21 protein-coding genes are annotated in these 21,015 nt (G+C 34.1%); 2 read left to right on the top strand and 19 right to left on the bottom strand.

Annotated elements, in window-relative coordinates:
- Positions 1 to 283: 283 nt before the first annotated feature.
- Entirely contained in the window at positions 284 to 1,285 is a 1,002-nt protein-coding gene (gene pyrC, locus NYG92_RS07805) for a dihydroorotase (protein WP_289234036.1), read from the top strand.
- Here the strand turns inward: pyrC and NYG92_RS07810 are convergent.
- The 3 genes from NYG92_RS07810 to NYG92_RS07820 are packed head-to-tail and all read right to left on the bottom strand — an operon-like array spanning position 1,272 to position 4,093.
- The gene (locus NYG92_RS07810; protein ID WP_289234037.1) at positions 1,272 to 1,979 is read right to left on the bottom strand and encodes a class I SAM-dependent methyltransferase; all 708 of its coding nucleotides are present in this window, start codon (positions 1,977 to 1,979) and stop codon (positions 1,272 to 1,274) included. The genes pyrC and NYG92_RS07810 overlap by 14 nt on opposite strands.
- A gap of 1 nt (position 1,980) precedes the next feature.
- On the bottom strand, positions 1,981 to 3,363 hold the full coding sequence (locus NYG92_RS07815) for an FAD-linked oxidase C-terminal domain-containing protein (RefSeq protein ID WP_289234064.1): 1,383 nt from the start codon (positions 3,361 to 3,363) through the stop codon (positions 1,981 to 1,983).
- Positions 3,353 to 4,093: a plasminogen-binding N-terminal domain-containing protein gene (locus tag NYG92_RS07820; RefSeq protein ID WP_416346830.1), complete on the bottom strand. Its 741-nt coding sequence runs from the start codon at positions 4,091 to 4,093 to the stop codon at positions 3,353 to 3,355. Before NYG92_RS07820 ends, NYG92_RS07815 begins: the two co-directional genes overlap by 11 nt.
- Positions 4,094 to 4,194: 101 nt before the next feature.
- Between NYG92_RS07820 and pgp5 the strand changes: the two genes are divergently transcribed.
- On the top strand, positions 4,195 to 5,343 hold the full coding sequence (pgp5, locus tag NYG92_RS07825; RefSeq protein ID WP_289234038.1) for a peptidoglycan metallopeptidase Pgp5: 1,149 nt from the start codon (positions 4,195 to 4,197) through the stop codon (positions 5,341 to 5,343).
- Positions 5,344 to 5,516: 173 nt separating this feature from the next.
- On the opposite strand, the gene NYG92_RS07830 is transcribed toward pgp5, so the two are convergent.
- The 16 genes from NYG92_RS07830 to NYG92_RS07905 all read right to left on the bottom strand — a co-directional run bounded on the left by NYG92_RS07830 (position 5,517) and on the right by NYG92_RS07905 (position 20,956).
- Positions 5,517 to 5,879: a hypothetical protein gene (locus NYG92_RS07830; protein ID WP_289234039.1), complete on the bottom strand. Its 363-nt coding sequence runs from the start codon at positions 5,877 to 5,879 to the stop codon at positions 5,517 to 5,519.
- Entirely contained in the window at positions 5,842 to 6,126 is a 285-nt protein-coding gene (locus tag NYG92_RS07835) for a protein NO VEIN domain-containing protein (protein ID WP_289234040.1), read from the bottom strand. The genes NYG92_RS07830 and NYG92_RS07835 overlap by 38 nt, the downstream gene beginning before the upstream one ends.
- Before the next feature lie 197 nt (positions 6,127 to 6,323).
- On the bottom strand, positions 6,324 to 7,001 hold the full coding sequence (gene hddC / locus NYG92_RS07840) for a D-glycero-D-manno-heptose 1-phosphate guanosyltransferase (protein WP_289234041.1): 678 nt from the start codon (positions 6,999 to 7,001) through the stop codon (positions 6,324 to 6,326).
- Positions 7,001 to 7,585: a D-sedoheptulose 7-phosphate isomerase gene (gmhA2, locus tag NYG92_RS07845; RefSeq protein WP_432264807.1), complete on the bottom strand. Its 585-nt coding sequence runs from the start codon at positions 7,583 to 7,585 to the stop codon at positions 7,001 to 7,003. The genes hddC and gmhA2 overlap by 1 nt, the downstream gene beginning before the upstream one ends.
- Positions 7,582 to 8,601 (bottom strand): D-glycero-D-manno-heptose 7-phosphate kinase, encoded by a 1,020-nt coding sequence (hddA, locus tag NYG92_RS07850; RefSeq protein ID WP_289234043.1) that lies wholly within the window; start codon positions 8,599 to 8,601, stop codon positions 7,582 to 7,584. Before hddA ends, gmhA2 begins: the two co-directional genes overlap by 4 nt.
- Positions 8,602 to 8,661: 60 nt before the next feature.
- The gene (locus NYG92_RS07855) at positions 8,662 to 9,024 is read right to left on the bottom strand and encodes an FkbM family methyltransferase (RefSeq protein ID WP_289234044.1); all 363 of its coding nucleotides are present in this window, start codon (positions 9,022 to 9,024) and stop codon (positions 8,662 to 8,664) included.
- Positions 8,991 to 9,338, bottom strand: coding sequence for a hypothetical protein (locus NYG92_RS07860; protein WP_289234045.1), 348 nt, complete (start codon positions 9,336 to 9,338; stop codon positions 8,991 to 8,993). The genes NYG92_RS07855 and NYG92_RS07860 overlap by 34 nt, the downstream gene beginning before the upstream one ends.
- A 9-nt stretch (positions 9,339 to 9,347) precedes the next feature.
- Entirely contained in the window at positions 9,348 to 10,286 is a 939-nt protein-coding gene (locus tag NYG92_RS07865) for an NAD-dependent epimerase/dehydratase family protein (RefSeq protein WP_289234046.1), read from the bottom strand.
- Positions 10,287 to 10,304: 18 nt separating this feature from the next.
- Positions 10,305 to 11,342: a GDP-mannose 4,6-dehydratase gene (locus tag NYG92_RS07870; RefSeq protein ID WP_289234047.1), complete on the bottom strand. Its 1,038-nt coding sequence runs from the start codon at positions 11,340 to 11,342 to the stop codon at positions 10,305 to 10,307.
- Positions 11,343 to 11,418: 76 nt separating this feature from the next.
- On the bottom strand, positions 11,419 to 12,468 hold the full coding sequence (locus NYG92_RS07875; protein ID WP_289234048.1) for a GDP-L-fucose synthase family protein: 1,050 nt from the start codon (positions 12,466 to 12,468) through the stop codon (positions 11,419 to 11,421).
- Positions 12,450 to 12,812, bottom strand: a complete 363-nt coding sequence (locus tag NYG92_RS07880; protein ID WP_289234049.1) for a hypothetical protein — start codon at positions 12,810 to 12,812, stop codon at positions 12,450 to 12,452. Before NYG92_RS07880 ends, NYG92_RS07875 begins: the two co-directional genes overlap by 19 nt.
- Positions 12,813 to 12,821: 9 nt before the next feature.
- Complete coding sequence (locus tag NYG92_RS07885; RefSeq protein ID WP_289234050.1) at positions 12,822 to 13,355, bottom strand: dTDP-4-dehydrorhamnose 3,5-epimerase family protein; 534 nt, start codon at positions 13,353 to 13,355, stop codon at positions 12,822 to 12,824.
- 2 nt (positions 13,356 to 13,357) lie between these two features.
- Positions 13,358 to 14,605, bottom strand: a complete 1,248-nt coding sequence (locus tag NYG92_RS07890; RefSeq protein ID WP_289234065.1) for a protoporphyrinogen/coproporphyrinogen oxidase — start codon at positions 14,603 to 14,605, stop codon at positions 13,358 to 13,360.
- Positions 14,605 to 16,425, bottom strand: a complete 1,821-nt coding sequence (locus NYG92_RS07895; protein WP_289234051.1) for a DUF8374 domain-containing protein — start codon at positions 16,423 to 16,425, stop codon at positions 14,605 to 14,607. Before NYG92_RS07895 ends, NYG92_RS07890 begins: the two co-directional genes overlap by 1 nt.
- On the bottom strand, positions 16,407 to 19,610 hold the full coding sequence (locus NYG92_RS07900) for a glycosyltransferase family 2 protein (RefSeq protein WP_289234052.1): 3,204 nt from the start codon (positions 19,608 to 19,610) through the stop codon (positions 16,407 to 16,409). Before NYG92_RS07900 ends, NYG92_RS07895 begins: the two co-directional genes overlap by 19 nt.
- 29 nt (positions 19,611 to 19,639) lie before the next feature.
- Positions 19,640 to 20,956: a glycosyltransferase family 2 protein gene (locus NYG92_RS07905; protein ID WP_289234053.1), complete on the bottom strand. Its 1,317-nt coding sequence runs from the start codon at positions 20,954 to 20,956 to the stop codon at positions 19,640 to 19,642.
- Positions 20,957 to 21,015: the final 59 nt, after the last annotated feature.

Genomic DNA, 21,015 nt, shown 5'->3' on the forward strand with positions numbered 1-21,015 from the left:
AAATCCTTATGGAGTAGATATAAGCTTAGGCTATAAATTCCTCTTTGGAGAAAGTGCTACATCACACACTGCTAATTTAAGACTGCATAAGACTTTTTAAAGGATATAAGCTAAGGCTTGTGTCCTTTTATCTTTTTTAGTGCATATTCTTATTTTATGATTTTTTTTAATTTTCACACTAAAACAAAATGACCTTTTTGAGCTTTCTATATAAATATTAAGATTTTTATTTTATGCCAACTTTATTATGCTAGAATTTAAGAATTTCTTACAAGGAGTGAAAATGAAGCTTACAAATCCCCTTGATATGCACCTACACTTAAGAGACACGCCTATGCTCGAGTGCGTTACCCCCTACTCGGCAAGGGATTTTAGAGCAGCTGTAATTATGCCGAATTTAATCCCTCCACTTTGCGACTTAAATGCTTTAAAAGCCTATAAAAGTCGCATTATAAAAGCAAGTGAAAATGAGCTTTTCACGCCTTTAATGACCCTTTTTTTTCAGCATTATGATGAGAAATTTTTAGAAGAAGCAAGAAGCGAAATTTTTGGCATTAAGCTTTATCCTGCTGGAATTACGACAAATTCAAGTGGAGGTGTTTCAAGTTTTGACTTAGAAGCTTTAAAGCCTACACTTTTGGCAATGAGTGCTTTAGAAATCCCTCTTTTAATCCACGGCGAAACAAATGATTTTGTAATGGATAGGGAGGCGAATTTTGCCAAAATTTATGAGAAACTTGCCCTTAATTTCCCTAAACTTAAAATTGTAATGGAGCATATCACCACAAAAACCCTTTGCAAACTTTTAAAAGACTATGAAAATTTATACGCGACTATAACCTTACATCATCTTATTTTAAGCCTTGATGATGTTATCGGCGGTAAAATGCAACCTCATCTTTTTTGCAAACCCATAGCAAAAACCTACGAAGATAGAGAAGCTTTATGCGAACTTGCTTTTAGTGGGTATGAAAAAGCGATGTTTGGAAGTGATTCTGCCCCTCACCCACAAAGTGAAAAAGAGTGCTGCGGCTGTGTGGCTGGAGTGTTTTCCTCCCCTGTGGCTTTAAGCGTTTTGGCGGAGCTTTTTGAAAAAAATTCAAATGAGAAAAATTTGCAAAAATTCCTTTCAAATAATGCTTGTAAAATTCATAAACTAAGCTTTGAAAAAGATAAAATCATCGAGCTTAAAAAAGAAGAGTGGCAGGTAGCAGAAGAATATGATAAAATCGTGCCTTTTATGGCTAAAAAGTGCTTGAAATTTAAGCCTTTTATCCTACAATAATCAGTTTTATTTTAGCCACAATTTTTTCCCTCACATCTCCTAAAATAAGGCTTTCAAGCTCATTTTTCTCCACTTTAATCCCATTCATATCCAAATGCCACAAAGCATTTTCAATCGCCTCTTCACGCGTTCTTTTTACCACGCGTCTTTCCTCAAAAATCACCTTATGAAAGTCGATGTCATTTTCTAGCAAAAAGCTCTCAAAATCTTGTTTGTAAAAACCCTTAAATTCAGTATTAAAATGCTTAAAAATAGGATCTAAAAAATCACTCTTTCTCAAATCTGCCCAAGCAAGATAAATTTTCTTTTGTGCTAAATTTAAAAAATGTTTATAATCGTTTTGCAAGGCTGGAGACATACTTAAAAAGGCGATGTCAAAGCGTAAATTAGCATTTTCCCTCATAAAATCTTCAAAACTTAAATTCACACTTTTAATATTACTAAGTCCTAATTTTGACGCGTCTTCTTGCAAAATTTCAAGCATAGCCTTAGAATTATCAAGGGCTAGAATTTCTTTTGCTAAAAATGCTAAATGCAAGGTCCAAACGCCCGTCCCACAGCCTATATCAATGACGCTTTTATCTTTAAAATCAAGCCCTAATTTTTGAAATTCCTCAAAGCTTTGTTTTTGAATTGTATTTAAAGTAGGGCTAAATCTTGCATAAGTTTTTGCTTTTTTATCCCACAAATTCATATTAAAGTCCCATTTTGAAAGGGTTTAAAATATTATTTGGGTCAAAAGCTTTTTTAATATTTCGCATTAAATCAAGCTCGGCTTCACTAAAGGCTAAATTCATAAAAGGTGCTTTTGAAATGCCTATACCATGCTCCCCACTTAGCGTTCCACCAAGCGTAATGGCAAGTTTAAAAATCTCCTCCACCGCCTCATAGCCTTTTTTTACCTGCTCTTTGTCATTTTTATCTTTAACCATTACATTTGTATGCACATTACCATCGCCTGTATGTCCAAAGCAAGGGATTTTAAAGCCATATTTTTGCGAAATTTGCCCTATCCCTTCTAAAAGTTCTGGGAGCTTTGAGCGTGGGACCGTAATATCCTCATTAAGCTTTAAAGTGCCATACATCGCTATACTTTGAGAACAATTTCTCCTAGCAAACCATATATCAGCCGCCTCGCTTTCATTTTGTGCGATTTTAAATTCCATCGCCCCAGCTTCTAAAAAATGCTCTCTCAAGCATTTTAAATCCTCCTCCACACTCTCCTTAACATTACCATCCACATCGCAAATTAAAATCGCCCCAGCCTCGACATTTAAGCCCTTATGAAATTTCTCCTCCACAGCCCTGATACTTAGATTGTCTAAAAATTCCATACTTACAGGATTAACCCCTCCTGCAAGGCTTTTATAAACAGCGTTCATCGCTTCTTTAACGCTTGCAAAGGTCGCAAAGGCAGTTTTTTTAAGCTTTGGCATAGGGATAAGCTTTAAAGTCAGCTCACTTAAAACGGCTAAAGAACCCTCACTAGCGATTAAAATCCCTGCTAAATTATACCCCGCCACATCTTTAATGGTGCGTTTTCCAGCTCTAATAATATCGCCATTTGCAAGCACAGCCCGCAAAGCCATCACATAATCTTTTGTAATGCCATACTTAGCTGCTCTCATACCACCAGCATTTTCACTTACATTACCTCCAAGACTTGAATATTCCATACTTGCAGGATCTGGCGGGTAGAAAAGCTTATGTTTGACTACCTCTTTTTGCAAGGCTATATTAATCACTCCTGGTTGCACCACAGCGACTAAATTTTCTAAATCAATTTCTAAAATTTGATTCATATGCTTTTCAAAGCTTAAAATAAGTCCTCCATTAACAGCTAAAGCCCCACCCGTAAAGCCAGAGCCTGAACCTCTTGGGATAATGATGATTTGTTTTTCATTGCAGTATTTTAAAATTTCACTAATATCCTCTTCATTTCTAGGAAAAAGCACACCATCGGGTAAATAATGCTTCCTAGTCGCATCATAGCTATAAGCTCTTTGATGAAGAGTGTCAAAGTGTGCATTTTCTTCGCCTAAAAGTTTTTTAAAATATTCTTTAAATTCACTTTTCATCATTTTCTTTCGCTTTTTTTAAGTCGATTAAGGTTTCATAGTAGCGGTAAAAATTCCCCATTTGCACTGGATTAAAATCGAAAAAATCTCTCTCATATCCGCTCACCCTTGAGTAAAATGGCTGTTGCAAATTCTTAGGCTTAATGTTTAATGCTTCTTCATATAAAGTCATTAAACTTTGACAATCCACAATTTTAAATTTATCCCTCAAAGCGAGAATTAAAATTCCCACAGCATTTTCTGAGCAAAATTTTCTAAGATCAGAACGCTTAGGAGCAAGTCCTCCTGTGCGTATGAGCTGTGCGCCTAAAATATCAATGTGTGTGAAGTAAATTTGAGGGAATTTTTGCGTTAGAAAATCGTAACTTTGCTTATCGGGAGCGATCACCACGCCTCTATCATACAAAAAATTTAAAATCACCTCATCACCAGCTTGTGGTAGGACATTTGGCAGTGGTAGGGCATCTTGAGCTAGGGAGTCAAAAACGCTAAATTCAAGTTTAGCTATGCCATTTTTCTTTTCCACTACTTCAGCTCTTGCAATGATACTTTGAGACTCTTTAAAGCGATACATCACAACTCCACTAGAATAAGGGACTAAATTTTCATTATCTTTCACATAGCCATAAATGTCCTCGACCTTTAAAAGTGTCGTAGAAATGGGCTTTAAATTAAACTCAGCCATTAAACTTAAACTTGAAATCATTAATAATAAAATCCATCGTAACACGCTAACTCCTTAAGTAAAAATATGATTATAATAGCTTTTTGTTAAAGAATTGTAAGAAAAATAAAGTAAAATTGAGATTTTAATCAAGCAAAAGGCATTTTATGAAAAGATTTATTTTAGCACTAGGCTTACTCGCTAGCTCCCTTTTTGCCTCATCTAGTGTCGAAGAGAGATTATGGGATAATGGCGATACGCTTTTACAATTTTTACAAAGAAATTCCATCCCTATGGCTTTATATTACAATCTTGACAGAGAAGACCAAGAATTAGCCTCCGAAATCGCCTCAAGAGCAAAATATCAAATTTTAAAAGACACAAACGGACAAATCGAGCAAGTGCTAATCCCCATTAGTGATGAGCTTCAAATTCACATTTATAAAAGCAAAGATGAATACAAGCTCACCTTCACGCCTGTGGATTACACAAAAGAAGAAAGGGTTTTACGCATAGAGGTTAAAACCTCCGCCTATCAAGATGTTTATGAAGAGAGTCAAAGCTCAACCTTAGCAAGGGCTATGGTAAGGGCTTTTAAAAGCAGTGTAAATTTTCGTTCTATCCAAAAGGGTGATAAAATCACGCTTTATTATTCTCAAAAAAGGCGCGAAGGCAAACTTTGGGGCGACATTACTATCCATATGGCTATCGTTGAAATCAATAAAAACGCTCAAGAAATTTTCCTCTTTAATGATACTTATTATGGACGCGATGGTAAAGAACTAGAATCTTTTCTACTCGCAAAACCTGTGGTTTATAAAAGAATTTCTTCTTATTTTACCACTGCACGCTTTCACCCTATACTAAAACGCTACCGTGCACACCTTGGTGTCGATTATGCTGCACCCACAGGCACACCTGTAAAAAGCTCTGGAAATGGCACAGTTACTTTCATCGGCACACAAGGAGGCTATGGTAAAGTGATTAAAATCAAACATGCCTCAGGCTACACGACCCTTTACGCACATCTTAGTCGCTTTGCTAAAATCAAAACAGGACAAAAAGTCAAGCAAGGAGAGCTTATAGGCTATGTCGGCTCAACAGGTATGAGCACTGGACCGCACCTTCACTTTGGCGTGTATCTCAATAATAAAGCTATCAACCCTCTTTCAGTCGTCAAAATAGCAAAATCCGAACTTAGCGCTCAAGCTAAAGCGGAATTTAGACAAAAAATAAGTGCTTATGAAGAAGCGATGAATAAAATTAGCACAAATCCTCCAAAAGAAGAGGAATTTGGAAATTATATTGAATTTTAGATAGTAAATAGACTCTACTAAAGTGAGGTCTATCTTAAATTGCAACATTTTCGCATTTTCTCTGCCACCATCGCCACCTTTTCTTTAAATTCCTACTTTAGCGATTTTTATATTTCCATATCTTGTAAAAAGCACTTCGCCGCTATAAAAATTAATTTAAAGGGCTTTAAGCTCTATTTTTGCCTTTTCCCAAACGCCCCATTTTCTAAATCATAGCTTTTTTCTATGAGATGAAAATTTAAGCCATTTTCACCGCACTGCCTTACACTGACTAGCTCAAAAATATAATCAAGCTCCTTATTTGCATACGCCTCGCTAGCTATTTCTTTAAGCTCATTTAGGGATTTTGCTAACATTATTTTTCTATGCTCCTCCTCACTTATCTCCTCCCACGAAACGCCATAACCTACTAAAAACTCAGCATAATAAATTCTTAAATTCTCCAAAACCTCGCTTAAATCATTAAAAAATTTAATTTCTTGCAAAAGCTCATCAATTCTATTTTTGCCCATATATTTTAAAATCACACCATACATTAAAGAACTCCTTGATAGCTTTTTGTGTGATTTTTTGCTCTTTAAGCTTAAAATGATTTAAAGGATTGAAAAATAAGCTTTCTCTAGGATTTTCTTTTAAATTTTTAACGATAAAAAGACAATAATTTTCTTTCAATTTATTCGCTACTTCATATTCTTTTTGCGTGAGTAAAAACTGCCCTTTATTTTCATTTAGCTCCTTAACCTCTACGCAAATAGGCTTACCCTGTAAAGAAAATCCTAGCACATTAAAAGCCTCTATAAAGCTAGAAAAGCCTAAAGCTTTATAAGCTAAAGTATTAAATTTTAGATAAAAACAAAGCACAAATAATCAATTTTTTTTGTTTTTATGTAAATTTTAGGCATAGTTTTCTTTCATCAAGTTTTCGCAAAATAGACTTTTTAAACGCCCGCCGCCAATACCGCTACAAAAATCTATAAAAGTCATCTCTCGTCCTTTAAACGAGAGAATTTTTCATAATCTTGCGGTATGCCTATATCGATAAAATAGTCCTCAAAAAGCTCCGCCCTCGCCTTTAAGGCTTTGAAATTTGTGCTTAAAAACTCTTCAAAAGAAAAAGAACCAAAAAGCTCAAAATCCTTAAAAATATCCTTTTTAAGCAAATAAATTCCCCCATTTATCAAGCCCTCTTTACAAAAGCTTTTTTCTTTAAATTCAGCTATTTCTCCACTTTCACCTACTTTTACAGCACCATATCTTTCAAAATCGACCATTTTTTTTAAAGCAAGGCAGATTTTCGCCCCCTTTAAACGCAATTTTTTTAAAGAAATTTCAAAAATGCTATCCCCATTTAGCACGAAAACTTCTCTCCCCTCGCAAAGCTCTAAAGCTTGTTTTATAGCTCCTCCCGTGCCTAGTGGCTCTTGCTCGATGCTATATTTTATCTTTATACCTAAAAACTCATTTTTAAAATGCTCTTGTATCACTTCATATTTGTAAGAAACGGCTAAAACCACGCTTTTAACGCTTTGTTTTTTCAAAAATTCAAAGATAAATTCCAAAAAAGGCTTCCCCCTCACAGCTGCCATAGGCTTAGGGACATCTTTTACCACAGCTCTAAGTCTCGTGCCAAGCCCTCCACAAAGTATGATAGCCTCCACTAAAAGCCTTTGCCAAAAAGCTCTTCCTCGACTATGGCACACAAAATATGCCCAATCACAATATGAGCTTCTTGTATGCGTGGGGTGCAAGAACTTGGCACTTTGATACAATAATCACACAGCCTAGCCATCTCTCCGCCACTTTCTCCAGCTAGTCCCACGCTTAAAATTCCCTTTTGCTTACATACTTTCAAAGCTTCTAAGATATTTTTAGAATTTCCACTTGTTGAAATTCCTATAAATACATCTCCACTTACACCTTGTGCCTCAAGCTGTCTTGAAAAAAGCTTTTCATAACCATAATCATTGCCTATAGCAGTTATTATGCTAGTATCCGTTGTCAGTGCTATACTGGCAATGCCCGGGCGGTCAAAATAAAAGCGACTCACAAATTCCCCCGCGATGTGCTGAGCGTCCGCTGCACTTCCGCCATTTCCTGCGATGAGAGTTTTTTTACCATTTTTATAGGCTTTGATGATTTCAAGGGCGATTTTTTCTATAAGATTGATTAAGGTTTCATCTTTTAAAATTTGCTCCTTGACTTTCAAACTTTCTTCAAAATGATTTTTAATATACGCCTTCATACTCTCCACGATTTTGCTCCTTCTTTGATAAATGAAAAATTTGCTACATATCCACCTTGCTGGTTTAAAAGCTCACAAAGGCGGTATTTTGCGGTTGGCTCACAGAGGAAAAACATAAAGCCACCCGCTCCCGCGCCGCTTGTTTTGCCACTATAAGCACCATTACTCACAGCTAGATGATAAATCCTCTCAAGCTCATCATTACTCACTATCTCGCTTATAGTTTTTTTACTTTTCCAGCTACGCTCTAAAATCAAGCCCAGCTTTTTAAAATCCGCTCTAAACAACGCCTCCTTCATATCAATGGCATCTTGCTTAATACTATGCATCGCTTCAAGGCTTTTTTGATCGCCTAGCTTACCCTTTTTATGCTCCTCTATGTCCTTAGCCTCTCTTGTGATGTTGGTAAAATAAAGCACCACTCTACTTTCTAACTCACTCACAATGTAATTTCTAATACGCAAGGGATTTACAATCACGCGTTTATCGGCGTAAAATTCCATAAAATTAAAGCCTCCAAAGGTCGCGGCGTATTGATCTTGTGCGCCTCCTACTATACCTAAATCCTCTCTTTCTATCTCGTAGGCTAATTTTGCGATTTCATACTCGCCTAAGGGCAGATTAAGCCACTCAGCATAAGCCTTTAACATACCCACGACTAAGGTAGAACTCCCCCCTAGCCCCGAGCCGCTAGGCACATCGCTATAAGTATGCAAAGAAAAGCTTAAACTCTTTTGCGTATAGTCCTTAACAATGCGGTTATAAACAGCTTTGAAAATATCAAGTTTGCCGTCATTTTCGAGGCTTAAAGTGCTTTCATACTCACAATACCCACCCGTATCTGGGGAGTCAAAAATGATTTTATTGTCCTCTCTTTCTATGAGGGTGCAATGCACAAAAAGCGAAATGGTCGCGTTTAAAACATAACCGGTATAGGTATCGCAGTATAAATTAATATCAGTCCCACCCCCAGCAAGTCCTAAGCGAAGGGGAGTTTGTGAGCGAATAGTAAGCATAATTTTCCTTTAATTTTTAATATAATTTTAACAAAAAAAACTAAAACTAACGCCCCTTTTTTAGCACCAATCCAAAAAGATATTTTTCACCCCTTTTTTTTCAAGCTCTTTTTTTATGACTTTTAATTTTTCTACGCCGTCTTTAAACATATATTCGTGTGTTTCAACGACAATATAATCAATCTTTTCATAAAGCCCCTTTTTGATTAAATCAGGCAAAATTTCAAACTCCGCCCCCTCCACATCAAGCTTTAAAAGATAAATTCTCTCTTTTTGCTCCAAAAATTCACACAAATTCACGCACTCCACCTCATAAGCTCCGTTTGTTTCACTATCTTGCACGCTTTTTACTATGCGGTTTCCTTGAGAGAGTATACGGTTTTGAAAGGTTAAGAATTTGGTCTTGCCACTCTTATTTGACACACGGGGGGGGGGGTAACCGAGCCGCTAGAAAGGGCTAACATATTATAAAAAATATCGTAGTATTTTGGCGGCACCTTAGCATTAAAAAGCATTAAATTTAGCTTTCCAAGTCCCAAATTATCACAATACGCCCCACTTAAAAGCTCTAAATTTTTCTTTATACCCTGCAAGAGCTTAAAATCATTTTGCGCTTTTAAAGCGGCGATTTGCCCCTCTAAATTCTCCACCACCGCCCTATTTTGCTGATGATTGATGAGTTGATTTTCCATAGCCTTAAGGCTTGTTTGTAAATTTTTAATCATTTCTAAATTCATATTCTCTCCTCACACATTAGCAAAAGCATTAACCTTCATCATAGCAAAGGCTCTTAAAAGCTCCTCAATACCGTCCTCAAGGCTCACATCCGCACTCCACCCCGTAGCTTCAAGCTTGGCATTACTTACCAAATAATCCCTCTTATCAGGGTCCTCACCTATACTAGCACTATGGATATAAAAATCTGGAACGAATTTTTTAATCGTTTCGGCAAGTTGTCTTTTTGTCAAATTTGCAGAACTAAGTCCCATATTATAAGCCTCGCCCTTCATTTTGTCATAATTTTCAATCCCGTGGATAAAGCCCTTAGCCACATCACGCACATGGATATAATTACGCCTAAAATGCTCCTCAAAAAGCACGATGAATTTATCCTTGTAAGCGCGGTAAGTAAAGTCATTGACAAGCAAGTCAAGCCTCATTCTAGCACTCACGCCAAAAACCGTGGCTAGACGAAAGGTAACGGCGTTTCCCTTTTCAAGCAAGTAAAGCTCGGCTTCGACCTTGTCTTTTCCATACTCACTAATGGGACGCAAGGGGCTATTTTCATCACACATCGCATCTTTATCGCCTATGCCATAGCCGCTATTTGTGTTAGGATAGATGAAAATTTGCTCCTTACTTGCAAAATCACTTATCATCTTGACCGCTTCGAAATTTATCATTCTTGCAAGCTTGGCATTTTTCTTACATAAAGGCGCTCCTACAAAAGCGGCTAGTGGTATGATGATATCGGCTTTTGCTACCTCTTGTTTGATTAAATTTGCATCGAGGGCGTCTCCGTTGATAAAGCGAAAATTTTTATAACTTGCTAAGGGGAGTAGGGAGACTTGATTGTAAAATAAATTATCCACCACCACGACCTCATAGCCCTTATTTAGCAAAATGGGGCTTAAAACCGAGCCTATGTATCCTGCTCCACCTGTAATTAAAACTTTTTTTGGCATTTCATTCCTTTCATCGCCTTAGCGATTGAGAGGAATTCTGCCTTTTTTAATTTCAGCTCTCCAGTGATTAAGCAAATCTTTTAACATCTGCCGCACGGGGATTTCCGCTTTCCAATCGATAAAGCTTTTTATTTTAGTATTATCAAACATTTGATAGTCCGCATCAATAGGACGCAGTCTATCGCTATCTTCTAATATGCGTATTGCACCCCCCCCCCCCTCGAAGTTTGAGAATTCAAGTAAAATTTCAATAATTTCTGGGAGTTTAAAAGCTTCTTCTCCAGCGATATTAAAGCACTCTCCGCAAGGCACATTTCCCTTAGCACTTTCAACTGAGAGTAGATAATACGCCCTCACCGCATCGCGCACATCTTGAAAAGTGCGTGTGCTGTCTAAATTCCCTACCTTAATGACAGGCTCTTGAAGTCCTGCTTCAATAAGGGCAATTTGCTTTGCGACCGTGCTTTCAAAAAATACATCGCTTCTTCTTGGACCACTATGCGTTCCCATACGCGTAACAAAGGTGCGAATCTTATAAGCCTCGCCGTAAAAACGCCCTAAATAATCCGTGCCGATTTTAGAGATAGAGTAAGGGCTTGCCCCGTGAAAAGGCGTATTTTCATCAAGCTTTACGCCCTTTTGTGCGCGTCCATAAACCTCACTTGAGCTGCAAATATGCACCACAGGATCATAGCCGTCCTTTTGCTTTAAAAGGCGGATATTTTCTAGGATATTTGCCGTGCCTAGGATATTTGTTTGTAAAGTCTCTAGAGGAATCTCAAAAGAGGTTTTTGGAAAAGACTGCGCCGCTAGGTGGAAAATCACATCAGGGCGGTGCGTTTCAAAAAGCTTTTGTAAGCTTGAATAATCATTTAAATCCGCATAAAAAATTTCTATCCTATCCTTTTTATTTATCCGCTCACTTAGATGATAAATATTATCCATACTTTCTTGCCAACGCATTAAAGCCAAAATTTCATAGTCTGTATTTTCCAGTAAGAAATCAGCCATTTGAGAACCGACTTGTCCCGTAAAACCTGTAATTAAAGCTTTCATTTTTTTCCTTGCAAATCTTTACTTTATTATTTTGATTAAAAAATTAAATTTGTAAAATAATAACATATTTTATTTTCTAAACATTTTCATTTTTTAAATACCACTCATACATCATTGCAATTCCTTGCTTAAGATTAATTTTATGCTTCCAACCTAAAGAGTGAATTTTAGAATTATCAAGCAGCCTATCCATCGTGCTATCAGGCTTAGAAGTGTTAAAAACCACCTCACCTTCAAAGCCCACAATATCCCTTATCAAAAAGGCTAATTCCTTAATGCTTAAAACCTCCCCAGAGCCTACATTAAGATGTGAATTTTCGCTCTTAATTTGCTTAAAATTAATATTTTGCATAATATAAACCGCAGCATCTGCTAAATCCTCACTATGGATAAATTCCCTCCTTACCTTACCACTTCCCCAAATTTCCACGCTTCTTTCACTCACGCCAAATTTTGCTAAATACTCCTTAGCCTCGCTCATCGTGTTTAATTTTAAGCTATCTCTTAGCAAAATATCCTCTAAAACGCCTTTTTCATCGTTTTGACTTAAGAGTTTAGCTAGATGAAATTTTCTAAGCATAGCGGGTAAAACCTTAGCCGTTTTAAAGTTAAAATCTTTCGTTTGTCCGTATAAATTTGCTAAGGCTAAACTTAAAAACTCCGTTTTAAATTCATCATTATAAGCCTCACAAAGCTTAACTCCAGTAATTTTAGCTAAGGCATAAGGAGTGGCTACGCTGTCTAATTTATCACTTAAAAGCGTATCTTCTTTGATAGGATTTGTCGCATTTTTAGGATACATCCAAGCAGAACCAAAAAAGAGTAATTTTTTAACCCCATTTTTAAAGCTAGCATTTAAGATATTATTTTGTATCATTAAATTTTCATATAAAACAGAAGCAGGTTCAAATTGACCAAGATGGGCAAGTTTCGCCGCTGCCAAGAAGACAAATTCGGGCTTTTCTTTAGCAAAAAATTCTGCCACGGCTTTTTGATTTGTCAGGTCAAGTTCGGCGTGGGTTTTTGTGATGATATTATTAAAGCCTTGTTTTAAAAGCCCCTCAAGTATGGCACTTCCAGCTGTGCCTCTATGTCCTGCGACATAAATTAAGCTATCTTTAAGCACAGCTCACCTCCCAAGCTTTGCTTTAATACGAAAAGATTCCTCTTATCTCTCCACGCATTTAGTGCGTTAAACATCACATAACCGCCATCATTAAATCCACCCACACGCACTAAATTTTCAAAAGGTAAAGCCAAAGGACGAAGTAAGATTAAATACTTCTTAATATTTTCATAAACCTGCTCGTTATCATTGAGCCTTACATAATTTCTATCCCTATCTTGCAAGCATTGAAGGAGGATTTGCTTATCCTTTTCATCGATTTTAGAATAAATGATGATGTTTGACATTAAAAGATTGTAATTTAATTCGCTCATTTTTTTCAAGTGCATTTTTAATTCTTGCATTTTCTTTCCTTAACTTCCACTTGCTTGCATATCACGCTCTGATAAAATAGGCTTTTCAATACCCCATTTCACGCCGATTCTCTCATCGTTCCACGCATAGGTAAATTGATCATTAGCATCGACATACTCGCCCTCATAAGCACATTTATAATAATACACCGCCTCTTCACTTCTCACCAAATGTGCATTGCCAAAGCCCTTTGGCGCTAGGATTAAAAGCTGATTTTGTGGGTTTATCACAAAGCTTTCATATTTGAGATAAGTCGGGCTATCCTCACGGCAATCGACCACAACCTGTAAAATTTCCCCATACAAACAAGTCGCTAGTTTATAGGTCTTCGTATCGCCGTGAATTCCGCGAATCACATCTTTTTTAGAGGTGATGAATTTATCGTGTTTAAATGGCACAGATGCTAAATGAGCCAACTGCTCCTGCGTAAAAGCCGTCCAAATCTCCCCGCGTAAATCTTTAAATTTATTAGGCTTTATGATGAAAACTCCTTTTAAAATTTCACTTTCTTTGATATCAAATTCGATTGCCATATTTAATCCTTGTATTTTTCCTTCAACTTCTTAGCTAAATCAATAGATCTCTTTATACAAACATCCATATTATAATATTCCCACTCTCCAAAACGACCGTGAGAAATCAGTCCCAAAGAATCTAAATATGATATAGCTTTTTCCTTAGCTTGTTTATAATTTAAATCAAAAAATACATAAGCGTGTTCGGTTACATTATAATCAATAGGTTTCTTCAAAAATGGAATCTTCTTTCCCTCTTCTACCAAACGCTCATAAGAAACCACACCTATGGCTTCCTGCGTACAAAACCTACCATTGGGTTGTACCACACAACCAGTATTTGAAATTCTATGAAAGCCTATTTTTGGATCAGGAATATAACCCCAGGTCATATCTAAACTACCGTCAGTTTCCCAAAGGACATTGGAAACTTTATTAAATTTTAATTGCTTAAAATAGTTCTGAATTTCAGAAGGAATATTTTTTAAAATATTTGGGATTAAATCTAAGGGACTTGTGTTGATCAAAATATCATATTTTTTTTCTCCATTCACAATCCAAATATTATTTTCTTTTGTTATATTTTTCACTTCATAGTTAGTAACAATTTTTACACCATCTCCAATAGCCTCTATGAAAGTGTTTTGATTATTAGTTTTCGGATAATAAAAACTTGCATGAGACATTTTATCGCTCGCTTTATCCATTAATGATCTAAAAAAACTTTCTTTAGTTGGGACAGGCAATTTCATTTGTTTTTCATCTTCTATCCAAACATTATCCATGTTTTTCGGCTCAATACCCCAAATTTTAGTATTATATGGGATAAAATACTCTTTTGATAGTGTTGGTCCAAAATGATTTACAAACCATTCCTCTAAATTATTTCCTTTTTCATAACTTGCTTGAAACATTTCATTTGTAATATTAAAAGCCAAGTCAGGATCCATCTTGTCAATTTGTGCTATAGAAAATTCTATAGGATAATTAATCCAATTATCCCTAAAAAGCACTTTTGCTTTTCTTTGCATGTAGTTCCAATTTTCCTTTTTTAAAACTACATTAAAAACAAAATCTAAAACATCATCAAATTTGGAGTTGAAACAATGTCCACCATTAACATGGTAAGGTTTGCCATCTACATCCTTCGTTCTAGCAATGCCTCCAATGACAGAACTTTTTTCCAAAACTTCCACCTCAAAATCATCTTTTAAAATCCTAGCCAATGACATACCGGAAATTCCAGCACCTATAATTCCTATTTTCATCAATTTACTTCCTTTCTATATATCTTTTTCAATTTCATAATTTCAAACCAAAGCCAAATATAACCTCCCTTATACCAATTTTTGTGAGCCTTTATTAAAGCTTGACCTAGCTTATAAGTCAAACATTTTTTTTCTTCTAACGCTTTTTGATAGTCAGAATAACACTCCAAAGGAGGTAATTTTAAAGAAGAATTTTTTTTAATTTTTTCTTGATATATTTTTTGCTCTTGCTTATGTTTATCTTTTATATAAGATAATACAAAGGGCATCCTTATATAACCCAAAATAGATTTAGAATTTAAAATCATAGCTTGTCCTAACTTGTAGGAAAGATGATTTTGCACCCTCAATACAGCCTCCAATTGATTCGAATAAATTTTCTTTTCAAAATGCTTAACAAAATAAACTGATAAAGTTTTTATAACATCTTGTTTGTTCTCCATAAAAGGACAATTCTCTATTAATTCAAAATTATTTAAATTTTTATACAAAAAAGCATTCATATTATTGACCACAATTTTACTATCTATCTCGATTAATTTATACACTATAAAAACAGCAATATTAAATAATATAGGATATTTTTCAATATTTTTAATATTAAAATAATTATTAAATAAAAAATAATATAAAAAATCTCCTCTCACGCCATGAGTTTCATATAGCAAATCTTTAAAAAACAAATGCATTTTATCTATTATATTAGACTTAATCCAATTTTCAGCATCCTCATATCTCTCCTGCTGCAATAAAATATCGATAAACAAAACTTTATATATAAAAGCATCATCTCTCAGAGCTATAGCTGATTTTAAATGTTCAAGTTGAACGGAAAGAGGTAAGCCCAATTCTCGACCATATTTATATAAATACATATAAGAAAAAGATTGATGCCACAGGTCAAATTGATAATCTTTCATGTTTTTTTGAATCATTTGGTATTTTTCTTTTGTTGAATACTTATCATATATATATATAGGTTCACAAGAACCTATTAAATAGCTCAAAACGGAAAATCCGCTATGTCCGCTAAAATAAAGTTTTTTAGATTGACTCATTAAAATAATATCAAAAATAGCCTTTTGCGTTGCATTAAAATTTTTTTGCCTAAAAAAATCCTCAGCAACAAAAATTTTTCCTTGCTCATTAAACATTGCTTTCAATTCTTTATTGAGTCCAATATCATTACCCATTATGACAAGTTTATTATCGCAAGATTTGATAATTTCAATTGCCAAATGTGCTGGTAGAGCTATAGAGGTAAGCAAATATAGGATATCACTTCGATAAACAATATCGCCACCTCTAATATGTAAAGTAGAATAATTATCGAGCTCTTTGGAAATTGTATTTGTGTAATATATAGCTTCGCTAATATCTTTTGAAAAAGGAATGTTATGCCAAATATTACCAATTTGTTTTCTATATTCAAAAGGCTCTATATCATTAAAGTATGTATCAATTCTAACAGCTAAATTACACTGAACAACCTGTCTATTCTTAAATAAATCTTTGATAATATTTTTTATGTTTTGATTTTTATGGTACCACAACTCGTGATCAAAATGGGGATCTTGATAATTATAAAAAAAGAATTTTTCTGTAAAGGTACTTTCAAAAAAATACTCTTTGGTCGGAACAGAAGGAAATATAATATTTTTGCCCTTACCAACATTTTCATCAAATTCATCCATATCATTCCAAATAAATTTAAATGTAACTTTACAATTATTTGCAAGATATATCGCATTTAATATCGCAATTAATCTTTCTCCCAAGCCATCAAATCTATTTGCTACAATTATTTTGTTTTGATCCATTTTTTAACCTTTTCCTTCATACTATCAATGTATTTATAGCCATTTTGTCTATATGATAAATACCTCTTATACTCATCGTTAAAGCTTTGACAAGAATTTTCAAAAAAATTCTTTAAGAATTGCTCCTTACGCGTCTCAAAAATAATCTTTAGCATTTGATTGGCATCCTCGTATCGCTTATACTGCAAATAAAAATCAATAATATAAATTCTATAAGCATCATTTTCTTGGTCACATTCCAAAGCTTTAGTAAGAAAGTTAAAAATTTCCTCCTTACTCTTTCCCATCATTTTGGACAAAGCATATAGCCTATAATAAGCCATCGCGGTGTGCAATTGATGCAAGCCTAAACAAAATAAATTTTTTTGGATTATATCATACTGCTCTTGTAAGCTAAAAACATCGTGATAGGAAATTAAATTATTTTTACCAGAAATCATCATAGCTACTTTGGAAAATACGGATTCTTTGGCAGAATAAATAATTTTAGCTCTTGAAATAAAATTCATATCAAAAAAGCTTCGCTCCATATCAGTATAATCGCACTCTATAAAATCATCTACACATTTGATCATATTCATATTTGTTTTATTTGCTATAAAATCTGTCAAAATAGCATTTGATTTAAGGTCTTGACCAAATATAATAACTAAATTGCCCTTATTTAGCTCCCGTAAAGCTAATTCTAAAGCTATCTCATAAGGAAAATATCTTTCTTGCGTAACATGCCAACCTGGAACTTTTCTAGAATCCGAAAAAATAACCTCCCCTCCCCTTATATGAATAGCAATAAATTCTTTATCAATTCGTTTAAATATCAAATCTAAATCATTTAATATTTTATTAAATCTGGAAGAAAACTTAATAGAGTGATAAATCTTCGATAATTCCTTCAAACACTCTTTCTCATCGCAACCTTCTATCCATTTACTCGGTAAAATATCAGTTGAATACCAACCCCAAACTTCATCGCTTTTTCCATATTTTAACTCTTTTAAAGTTCTTTTTTTGAAACCTAAATTATGACCCCAACTTGGCGTTGTGCATTTTGAATCTATGAGATAGTTATTTAAAAAATCTGAGTCGAAAATGTAGTCTGCTTTTTCCATAGCATTTCCCAAATAATGAATATCATCATTTTTAACACTTTGACGAACATTTAAAAAATCTACATCAATTTTATTTTCCCACACAAAAGCAAATTTAAAATTAATTTGTTTTGCAAGATACATTCCAACCATAATGCCAGCAAGTCTCATTCCAAAAGCATCAGGTTTAGCTGAAACAACATAGCCTAAAGTTTTTCGTTTAAAAATTTTAAATTCCAACAATTCTACATCATCTTTTACAAATATACTAACTTGTCGAATAATTATAGATTGAGATATGTTGATATAAAATCCAAAATCCCCATCTTTAAAAAATAAATCCGACTCAATTAATAATTCCTCACCATATGAATGCAGATAAATTTTAATATCATCTTTGTTAATTTCTTTATCAAATTTTATTCTTATCCCCTCCAAAAGCACATCGTAGCCTATATAGCAATTCCAATGCTTGTCACCTCTTTTTTGATTCACAGAAGAATTTTTCAAAATATCTCTTTTGAATGCAACATCAATTAAATCACATTCTTTAAATATAGGATATTGTTCCCTATTAATTTCTTTCATTTTTCTTAAAGATATATGCTGCTTGACTTTGAGCCTCTTTCTCAAAGACCACTTAATAAAAACGCCCAATAATTGCATAAGCAACCAAATATAAGAACGATACTTCACACTCCTTTTTAACACTATCTTATGTCCAATCTTATAAGAAAGATGCTGTTGCACTTTAAGAATTTGCTCATAATCCGGATAGGCTTCATATGGAAGCTTTGAAAAATTTTTATCTTGTGTTTTCTTAGACGATTCAAATATAAATGAAAACGCTTTAAATATCCTCTTGCGTTTAAATAGTTTGATGACTTTAGAGCCTGTATGATACTCTAAACTTGTTTTTATTTTTTGAACTCCTGTTCCATTTTTAACAAAAAAATCAAGCTCTGGATATTGCAATTCGTGCTCTTTGAAGATTATTTTTAGATTTTTTAATTTTTCAATTAAACCTAGAGGATCTTTATCAAATTCAAGCAACGCAAAATGATAAAAATATAAAAAATCAAGAAAACTACGCTCTATCTTCCGTGCAAAATCTAAATCCTCCTGAGCTTTGATAAATTTAATAATTTCTAAAGCATTGATAAAAATACTACTTATCATATGATATTTTTTTGCTAAATCCATATCGCCAAAAATTTCGTAATACCCATTAATATAAGCGGGAATACTCTTTATTTTTTCATCATAATGACAAGTTGTTCCAGTGGTGATTCTATAATTATATAATTCTTTAAGAAGCACATAAATATTATTTGCCTGCAAAAAAAGTAAAATCCCAAAATGATGATCTTCGTGGATAACATTATCTAAAAATTTCAGTTCAATCTTCTTCAAAAAGCTAAAATCAATCAACCCCCCACACACACACGCGAAAGTCGAATTACTATTATCAACTCTATCAAGCCATTCTAGTTTTGTAATCTTTTTTGAAAATTTATATCCATAAATTTTCAAAAAACTATCCCTAACGGCTATTTTATGCGCATAATGTTTTTCATCAATTTCATGCTTAAAACCATAATCAAACCAAACAATCTCAACTCCGTCCATTTTAGCAACGCACTCTTCCAAACAATCCAATTCCCAATAATCATCACTATCTAAAAAAATAATATAATCTATATTAGAATGTGAGAAATCACCAACTTCTCGATTATTGTTAAAGCACTTATAAACATTTGAGATACCATATTGATTTTCTCCCTCGATATCAAATTCCACTAGAACTTTTTCATCTATAAAATTTGATTTGTTTTTTAGTTTATATTTACCCTCAAAATATTCTATACCCACATTTCTAGACGAACTTTGCCCTCCATTTTTTTTATCAAAAAGAATAAATCTTTCATCTTTTAAAACATATTCTTTAGCTATATTGAAAGAAATTTCATCTGTGCTACCATCATTTACCAAAACAACTTCAAAATTCTTATAAGTTTGATTTATAACGCTATCCAAACACTCTCTTAAATACTTCCCTGAATTGTAGATAGGTATAACTATTCCAACTTTTTTCATAATTCTTTGCTCCATTATTAAACAAACTTTCAATTTAAAAATTTTTCAAAAAAACTCACAATTTTACCCACTTTATATGAATAATGTCTTTTAATTTTCAAAATTTCTATATTATTTTTATCCTCATCAAAATGCAAAAAATGAAATTTAGCCTTATTTTCCTCAAATTTTTCCCACGCCCTTTCACACTCTAAAACGCCTTTTTTAAGCTCTTTAAAAAGCCTTTTAAGTCCCCCAAAACTCTTATAATTTTGCAAGAAAATAAAACCAAGCTTATAAGCCTTTTCGTGCCTCACACACTCCGCCCCACTTAAAACATAACGCTCAAATTCCCCTCTCAAAGTCTCAAGTTTTTGCCTTAAATTTAAGGGGTCTTTTTCCAAAAACAAGCAAGCCGCCGCTCTATCCAAAAAAATAGGCACAAAATGCTCCCTAAATTCCCCCTCAAAGCCCTCAAACTCACTCATATAAAGCACACTCAAAACCCAACTTTTAGCCCACTGATGCGCCTTTAACGCCTCAAAATCCTCCCCCACAGCCAAATAAAGCTCATAAAGATAAGAATGCGTTGAAAGCTCCCTTTTTTCAGGGTTCATCGTAGAATTTGCGCGAATTCTGTAATGATAAAGCTTTTTCTTGCAAATGGCGATTTTCTCAGCCATCGAAAAAAGTAACACCCCAAAGCAATTATCCTCATAAATCGCTCCATTAACAAAACGAAGTTTAATTTTTTGCAAGAATTTAAAGTCTATCATACCCTGCCAAGTCAGCCAAAACAAGGGCTTAGTTTTCGCTACTTCAAGCCATTTTTTAGCAGTAATGATGCCCTCACTCAAATCAAAAAGCTCCATTTGACTTTTAGGGGTTTTTTTAAAAGGAATTTCACATAAAAAACCATAATCAAACCACAACACATCAGCGTCTTTAATGGCTTTTAAGCACTCACTCACAAAGCTTTTTTCAACTACATCATCGCTATCGACAAAGAGTAAATAATCTGTATTTTTAAACTCAAATTTCGCATTTTGCCACGCCCTAAAACCCTCCCCAACAAACGCACACAAAGCACTTTCATTACTTTCAAAATCAAGCTTTAATTGACTCTGTAAAAAATCAAGTCCCAAATTCCTAGCCACTGCTTGACCGCTATTTTTCTGGCTTAAAATACAAATGCGACTATCTTTTTGTGCGAATTCTTTAGCTATATTTAAGCTTTTATCATCACTTTCATCGTCAATTAAGATGAGTTGTATATTTTCATAATCTTGACTAACAAGGCTTTCTAAGCACTCTTTAAAATATTTTTCGACATTAAAAAACGGCACGATAATGGAAACATTTTTCATAAAAGGCTCTTTGATAAAAAGCTCAATTCTAACACACTTTGTTTAATTTACGCTACAAT

Origin of the sequence: Campylobacter felis, assembly GCF_030250085.1 — a bacterium.
GTDB classification, from domain to species: domain Bacteria; phylum Campylobacterota; class Campylobacteria; order Campylobacterales; family Campylobacteraceae; genus Campylobacter_D; species Campylobacter_D upsaliensis.